This window comes from Sneathiella sp. (assembly GCF_036844445.1).
In the GTDB taxonomy this organism is placed as follows: Bacteria; Pseudomonadota; Alphaproteobacteria; order Sneathiellales; family Sneathiellaceae; genus Sneathiella.
Map to the genome: position 1 here is coordinate 423,883 of NZ_DAIUFV010000003.1, position 6,477 is coordinate 430,359.

Sequence of the window (6,477 nt, forward strand, 5' to 3'; positions counted from 1 at the left end):
TGCCTGCCGGGGCCGTTCATGCAATTGAATGTGACATTATCTGATTATTGACGTGGAAGTTTGTTGATGAAGGATGCAGCGGCGAAGCCCAAGGGCGGTATCGGTGAGACGATCCGCACGATTATCTATGCAGTGCTGATTGCGGTCGTCATCCGCACATTTGCCTATGAGCCATTCAAGATCCCGTCCGAATCCATGTTGCCGACCCTGATGATCGGCGATTATCTGTTCGTGTCGAAATATGCATATGGCTACAGTCGCCATTCCTTCCCGTTCAGCATGGCGCCGCTGTCGGGCCGCGTGTTTGAAAGCCTGCCCGAGCGGGGCGATGTTGCCGTCTTCAAGAAACCGATCGGTGAGCCCATCGACTATATCAAGCGGATTGTCGGTCTGCCGGGCGATCGGCTGCAGATGATCAATGGCGTCCTTCATATCAACGGTGCGGCTGTGAAGCGTGAGCGGGTTGAAGATTTCGTCGATCAGGACCGTTTCGGCAACGTCCGCCGCATCGCCCAGTACCGCGAGACCCTACCGAACGGCGTCACCTATCTCACCCTCGATGAGACGGTGCAGGGGATGATGGACAATACCGATGTCTACACCGTGCCCGAGGGGCATCTTTTCGCGATGGGGGACAACCGCGACAATTCGACCGACAGCCGGTTTCTGAGCCATGTCGGTTTTGTGCCGGTCGAGAATCTGGTCGGCCGCGCCGAGATCCTGTTTATGTCACTGAACGGTTCCGCTGCCTGGTATGAAGTCTGGAAATATCCGACGGGCATTCGCTGGAACCGGATATTCAATTCCTTAAGCTGATGACAGGGGCGGCAAAAAGCCTCAGCGATCTGGCGGCGCTGCTGCGGCATGACTTCGCCGATATGGAGCTGCTCAAAGCGGCGACCACGCATTCCTCGCTCGTCAAGGGGAAGGGGGGGAGACCGACCCGCGCCGACTATGATCGGCTGGAGTTTCTCGGCGACCGCGTTCTCGGGCTGGTGATTGCGGAGGAGCTGTTCCGCCGCTTTCCCGCCGCAGACTCAGGCCAGCTGTCGCGTCGCTACAATGCGCAGGTGCGCCGCGAAACGCTCGCCGAAATCGCGCTTGAGATGCGGTTGCAGGACTATATCCTCATGGCCGGCGACCTTGCCGCGGCCGGCGGGCGGGAAAATCCGGCGATCCTTGAAGATGTGATGGAAGCCCTGATCGCGGCGCTCTATCTCGATGGGGGAATGGCGGCGGCGCGCCGGTTTATCGAGCTGAAATGGTGGCCGCGGTTCGATCGCAAGGATGCCTCGCGAAAAGATGCCAAATCCGCGTTGCAGGAATGGCTGGCGAAACACGGCCGGGGCCTTCCCGTATATACTGTAGTCGAGGAAACCGGGCCCGATCACGACCGCCGCTTTACGCTGATGGTCAAGGTGGAGGGCTATCCGCCTGCGACCGGCGTCGGCTCGTCCAAGCGATCGGCGGAGCAGAAGGCGGCCGCGAAAATGTTGAAGGAGTTGCAAGGTGAGTGAGGAGAAGGTGGCTGCGCCGTCACGCTGCGGCTATGTTGCGCTGGTCGGCGCGCCGAATGCCGGCAAGTCGACCCTGCTCAACCAGCTGGTCGGGGCAAAAATCGCGATTGTCACGCCGAAGGTGCAGACGACCCGCGCGCGGGTGACAGCGATCGCGCTCGAGGGCGAGAGCCAGATCATCTTTGTCGATACGCCGGGTATCTTCAAGCCGACCCGCCGGCTCGAGCAGGCGATGGTCGATGCGGCGTGGAGCGGGGCGGCGGAAGCCGACAGGATCGCTCTCATCGTCGATGCGACACGCGGAATAACCAAGGATGTGAAGCGCATCGTCGAGGGGCTGCAGAAGAGCGGCCGGCGCGCGCATGTAATTTTAAACAAGATCGACATCATCAAGCGTGACAGCCTGCTCGCGCTCGCGCAAAGTTTCAGCGATCTCGGCATCGTCGATGACATCTTCATGATCTCGGCGCTGTCAGGCGACGGCGTCGCCGATCTTCGCGCCGCGCTCGGCCGGGAAATGCCGCTCGGCCCGTGGCTTTATCCGGAAGATCAGCTCGCGCTCGCGCCAATGCGCCAGCTCGCCGCCGAGGTGACCCGCGAAAAGCTCTTTATGCGCCTCAATCAGGAGCTTCCCTATTCGCTCACCGTCGAGACCGAAAGCTGGGAGGAGCGCAAGGACGGCTCCGTCCGCATAGCGCAGGTAGTGTTCGTCTCGCGCGCCAATCACAAGCCGATCGTGCTTGGCAAGGGCGGGCAGACCATCAAGCAGATCGGGGCCGCCGCGCGGGCCGAGCTCGAGGAAATGCTCGAGCGCCGGGTGCATCTTTTCATCTTCGTCAAGGTGCGCGAGAAATGGCTCGACGATCCGGAGAGATATCGCGAAATGGGCCTTGATTTCCCAAAAAACAGCGGCTGAATTTCCCCATCGCGCGCATCCCTTGCGCTTTTAATCTGCCGTGAATGCCCCCGAAAAAGCCGCAGCTTTCCGGATAATACCCCTCTTTTGTCATGATTTCTCCGCATATCTTTACAAACATGGTTAAAATTCGAACGGTGATAATAAAATTTTAACCAAATACCTTACATCATGCTGCCATTCGAAGTTGTTGTTTTGCTAATCGACTACTTAGGGATTGGAACAATGTTGAATGCAAATGAGAACTACGTCGAGAAACAGTTGAAAAATGCCGATGCCGGTGTTCCTTATGATCAATTCCGCGCGGGCCTCCTGTTCGCCACGGGCGAGAGCGTTCCGCAGGATCTGGTTGCGGCCCATAAATGGTTCAATCTGGCCGCAATGAACGGCATCGAAGAGGCGAGGGAGAATCGCGCCGAGATCTCAATGGACATGTCCTCGCAGGAAATCGCGAAGGCTCAGAAGCTCGCCCGCGAATGGATCATGAGCCACCGCGCGCTGTCCTGATAAAAAAGCGAAAAAGCGATTTAAATGCTTGGACAGCCCGGTAAAATCTGCCATATTGCCGCCGCCCGGTGAGCTGGCCGAGTGGCTGAAGGCGCTCCCCTGCTAAGGGAGTATGGGGTTTATAGCTCCATCGAGGGTTCGAATCCCTCGCTCACCGCCATCCACCCCCGGCAATTTGTCTCTAATCTTGTCTGGCGACGCAAGGGCCCGTAACAGGGCGCTTATTTGCGACCATTCCCTCTCTCGCTCGAGTCTCCGGGCAGTTAGATGTCGGTCATTCGGCGGCCAATAGCCATCCCGTCTCCGGCCGTCTGATGGTAGGGTGAGTTTCACGCGAACAGGGCATTAACAGGGAATTTTTTATAAAAATGACCGTTATCAGGGTAAAATCGTCTCCTATCGTCTTGGAGGTTAAAATTTTATCACGTAAATTCAGCGCCTTATGGTCGTAAAATGGCACTTTCCTGTTAATTAGTCATAACAGGTCGATTAAGCGCCATAACAGGGCCTGTTATTGCGATTAACAGGGAGTTTTAATCAAATTAACAGGTGAATTAGGAAATCCCCGTAGGCGCTTTATCTGACTTTAATCCGCGGTATTGATCCCGAACTTGCGGTGTTGGTCAGCCCAAAGCAAGGGGATATTTTCCTTCATCAGAAGGGCCAGTGTCAGATGATCCGGCTGACGCCCTTCGAGTATGACGCGCTGGATATCGGGAGCCAGAAAGGCAGGCGGACCAGGTTGCGCCGCCAGGGGGAGGCGGGCGCTGCCTGCAGGATCGGTCCTTTCATTGTATCCCGATCAAGCATCGCATAGGCGCTGCGCAAGGCCCGGATCAAAGAGGGATCGGGTTGAGGCGTGTTTCTGTCACCGGCAAGAATATCGGTCCTGCCGCCCCGCGTCTGCATCCGCCAGGGCAGGATCAGTCGCAAGCATTCCGTTTCCGCCGGATCGGGGGCGGCCCGTTCGCCGGTATGAAGATTTTCTGTGATCCTGCCGATAAATTTGAGTGGCAGAAACACGTCGACATGCCTTGCATGTATTTCGAGGCGACGAACAATCTTGAGCGGGTCCTCCTGCAAGCTGGGGAGAAGACGGACCAGTGTCTTGATCAATCGACTTTCAACTGTCGCTGCTGAGATACGTCGCGGCGCGCTGTCCTGTTGGTCCCGCTTTGCGCCGCGCTGCAAGGGCGCTGACACATAATAGCGATACAGCTTGCCACCCCGCCCATAGGCGAAGGTCGGGGACATCGATTGCCCGTCCGTATCGAAGATGCGGCCAGCGAGTGGCGAGCTGGCCACGCTTTTGCCGGTCGCCTTGCGACGTCGGGCATTGGCATGAAGTTGTACCTGCACAGCCGCGAATAGCTCCGCATCGATTATCGCCTCATGCAGCCCGGGATGAGACAGATCCTTATGCGGAACCTCCCCGAGATAGACACGGCTTCGCAGCAGATGAAAGAGCGCACCGCGGCTGAAGGGCTGGCCGCCGATGGTTCTTCCTTTCAGCGTTGTCCGGGTCTTTGATCGAATACCCTGTACATCAAGCTCTCGTACCAGGGCATGGACGGATTTGAGCTGCAGATATCTTTCAAAGATCCTGCGGACAATGCTGGCTTCTGCGTCATTTATCCGCAAGCTTCGGGAGCCGGCCTCTGGCAGGTCATACCCAAGCGGTGGACTGCCGCCCATCCACATGCCCTTCTTTTTGGACGCGGCAATCTTGTCACGGATCCGCTCTCCCGTGACTTCGCGTTCAAACTGGGCAAAAGAGAGAAGTACATTGAGGGTCAGCCGTCCCATGCTGGAGGTGGTATTGAAGGATTGTGTGACACTCACGAAACTGACGTCATTCTGCTCGAACAGTTCCACCATGCGGGCAAAATCCGCGAGCGAGCGGGTCAGCCGATCTATCTTGTAGACGACCACGATATCGATGCGGCCCGCGGAGATATCGGCGAGCAGCTTCTGAAGGCCGGGCCGTTCCATGCTGCCGCCGGAATAGCCGCCATCGTCATAGCGGGCGGGGAGGGATCGCCAGCCTACGCTGGCCTGGCTCTTGATATAAGCCTCGCAGGCCTCATGCTGGGCATCGAGACTGTTGAAACTTTGATCAAGCCCTTCCTCGGAACTCTTGCGCGTATAGATGGCGCAGCGTTTTACCGGCGGCTTCATTGTACCGCCTCGCGCAATCCGAAGAAGCGTGGGCCATTCCAGCGGGTCCCGGTCGCCGCCCAGGCGATGGCCGAGAGGCTCGGATAGGTTTTTCCTTCCCAGAGGAAACCCTCCGCCCTGACCACAACTTCGATCCGGCGGCCCTGCCAGTCCCGCCGCAGGATGGCGCCGTCACCAAGAGTACGACCTTCGGGCGCAACGGCCCCGCGGCGCGAGAGTAGACGGCGTGTCTCGGGCGTGAGCCCGCCCAGAGCCTTTGCCTGCAGACGCCAGGCCAGCATCAGGCGCATTAGTTCTTCGGAGCGTAATTTTGGTGTCGGTCCGATACGGGCGGCCCAGAGATGACGCAGATCGCGTAATCCCAGCGTCTCCAGTGTCCTGACCTCTGCCTCAAGATCGGAGCCACTTTTCATGAGGGATCTCCGATGCGATATCGCCGTATACTATCGATTTTCTCGGACGTTATCGCATGGCCTTTCTTCTTCAACGTCCCGGCAAGAGCACCGCGCACCGAATGGGACTGCCATCCGGTGGCGATGCAGAGCTCCTCCAGACTGGCGCCATCCTTTTGGTTGAGAAGGGCGATCATCTGCTCAAGTTTGGTTGGGGTCACTGATGGCGTTTTGGCATTGGCTGAACTTGTTGCCTTATGCCGGTTACGGTGTGGTGATTTGGGGGTATGGGATGCCATGAGAGTTTATCCTCCTGCTATCGGGCGGAAGTATTCCGTCCCTACCGACAACAGCCCGGTAAACGGGCACAGCGACAGTACCGCTCGTCTGCGCCCCGAAGTCCAGTCCTTCGAGACCGTCGTTTCATATAAAGCTTGGCAGGGGCTATATTCCTCTCTAAAATACTACATATGGTATAATGAGCATGCTAGATATACGAGATGAGTGAAGGTCTTGACATTAAAAACCAGTTGACCGTGACCTATCGACCGGTCGGTGACCTGGTTCCCGATCCCCGGAATGCGCGCACCCATTCAAAAAAGCAGATCGGGCAGATCAGAGCCTCAATCGAGGAGTTCGGTTTTACCAACCCGATCCTCGCCGATTCCGAAGGCCATTTGATTGCGGGACATGGGCGCCTGCTTGCGGCGAAGGCCATGGGTCTTGAAGAGGTACCTGTTATTACCCTTTCCGGTCTCACGGACATCCAGAAGCGGGCCCTTCGCCTGGCCGATAACAAGATCGCGCTCAATGCCGGATGGGATGTGGAAATCCTCAAGCTGGAACTCTCTGACCTCGCCACGCTTGATGTTGATATGGATGTGACCCTGACCGGGTTCTCGACGGGCGAGATCGATGTGATCCTGGACGGGCAGGCGGATCCCGACGATGAGGTCATTCCGGCTGT

General features: G+C 57.6%; 8 protein-coding genes and 1 tRNA gene. 6 read left to right on the forward strand and 3 right to left on the reverse strand.

Going from position 1 to position 6,477, the window contains the following annotated elements; genetic code table 11:
- Positions 1-66 precede the first annotated feature (66 nt).
- The 5 genes from lepB (at position 67) to V7Z56_RS08885 (ending at position 3,100) form a co-directional block, all read left to right on the forward strand.
- Positions 67-816 carry a signal peptidase I gene (gene lepB / locus V7Z56_RS08865; protein ID WP_334129039.1) on the forward strand — a complete coding sequence of 250 codons (750 nt, stop codon included), beginning with the start codon at positions 67-69 and terminating at the stop codon, positions 814-816.
- Entirely contained in the window at positions 816-1,517 is a 702-nt protein-coding gene (gene rnc, locus V7Z56_RS08870) for a ribonuclease III (protein WP_334129040.1), read from the forward strand. Before lepB ends, rnc begins: the two co-directional genes overlap by 1 nt.
- Positions 1,510-2,433 carry a GTPase Era gene (gene era, locus V7Z56_RS08875; protein WP_334129041.1) on the forward strand — a complete coding sequence of 308 codons (924 nt, stop codon included), beginning with the start codon at positions 1,510-1,512 and terminating at the stop codon, positions 2,431-2,433. Before rnc ends, era begins: the two co-directional genes overlap by 8 nt.
- A gap of 171 nt (positions 2,434-2,604) precedes the next feature.
- Positions 2,605-2,940: a hypothetical protein gene (locus V7Z56_RS08880; RefSeq protein ID WP_334129042.1), complete on the forward strand. Its 336-nt coding sequence runs from the start codon at positions 2,605-2,607 to the stop codon at positions 2,938-2,940.
- Positions 2,941-3,007: 67 nt separating this feature from the next.
- Positions 3,008-3,100, forward strand: a tRNA-Ser gene (locus V7Z56_RS08885).
- A gap of 509 nt (positions 3,101-3,609) precedes the next feature.
- On the opposite strand, the gene V7Z56_RS08890 is transcribed toward V7Z56_RS08885, so the two are convergent.
- Genes V7Z56_RS08890 through V7Z56_RS08900 form a run of 3 tightly spaced genes read right to left on the reverse strand, consistent with a single transcriptional unit; the run spans position 3,610 to position 5,809 of the window.
- The gene (locus V7Z56_RS08890; RefSeq protein ID WP_334129044.1) at positions 3,610-5,118 is read right to left on the reverse strand and encodes a recombinase family protein; all 1,509 of its coding nucleotides are present in this window, start codon (positions 5,116-5,118) and stop codon (positions 3,610-3,612) included.
- On the reverse strand, positions 5,115-5,531 hold the full coding sequence (locus V7Z56_RS08895; RefSeq protein WP_334129045.1) for a DUF2924 domain-containing protein: 417 nt from the start codon (positions 5,529-5,531) through the stop codon (positions 5,115-5,117). The genes V7Z56_RS08890 and V7Z56_RS08895 overlap by 4 nt, the downstream gene beginning before the upstream one ends.
- On the reverse strand, positions 5,528-5,809 hold the full coding sequence (locus V7Z56_RS08900) for a DUF3489 domain-containing protein (protein WP_334129046.1): 282 nt from the start codon (positions 5,807-5,809) through the stop codon (positions 5,528-5,530). Before V7Z56_RS08900 ends, V7Z56_RS08895 begins: the two co-directional genes overlap by 4 nt.
- A 201-nt stretch (positions 5,810-6,010) precedes the next feature.
- On the opposite strand from V7Z56_RS08900, the gene V7Z56_RS08905 reads away from it, so the two are divergent.
- The coding region (locus V7Z56_RS08905) for a ParB/Srx family N-terminal domain-containing protein (protein ID WP_334129048.1) at positions 6,011-6,477 on the forward strand (467 nt) is incomplete at its 3' end.

Excerpts from the sequence above, each read along its gene's own strand:
- V7Z56_RS08900 (WP_334129046.1), bottom strand. The coding sequence starts at position 5,809 with ATGGCATCCCATACCCCCAAATCACCACACCGTAACCGGCATAAGGCA.
- V7Z56_RS08890 (WP_334129044.1), bottom strand. The coding sequence starts at position 5,118 with ATGAAGCCGCCGGTAAAACGCTGCGCCATCTATACGCGCAAGAGTTCC.
- V7Z56_RS08880 (WP_334129042.1), top strand. The coding sequence starts at position 2,605 with ATGCTGCCATTCGAAGTTGTTGTTTTGCTAATCGACTACTTAGGGATT.
- V7Z56_RS08895 (WP_334129045.1), bottom strand. The coding sequence starts at position 5,531 with ATGAAAAGTGGCTCCGATCTTGAGGCAGAGGTCAGGACACTGGAGACG.
- lepB (WP_334129039.1), top strand. The coding sequence starts at position 67 with ATGAAGGATGCAGCGGCGAAGCCCAAGGGCGGTATCGGTGAGACGATC.
- rnc (WP_334129040.1), top strand. The coding sequence starts at position 816 with ATGACAGGGGCGGCAAAAAGCCTCAGCGATCTGGCGGCGCTGCTGCGG.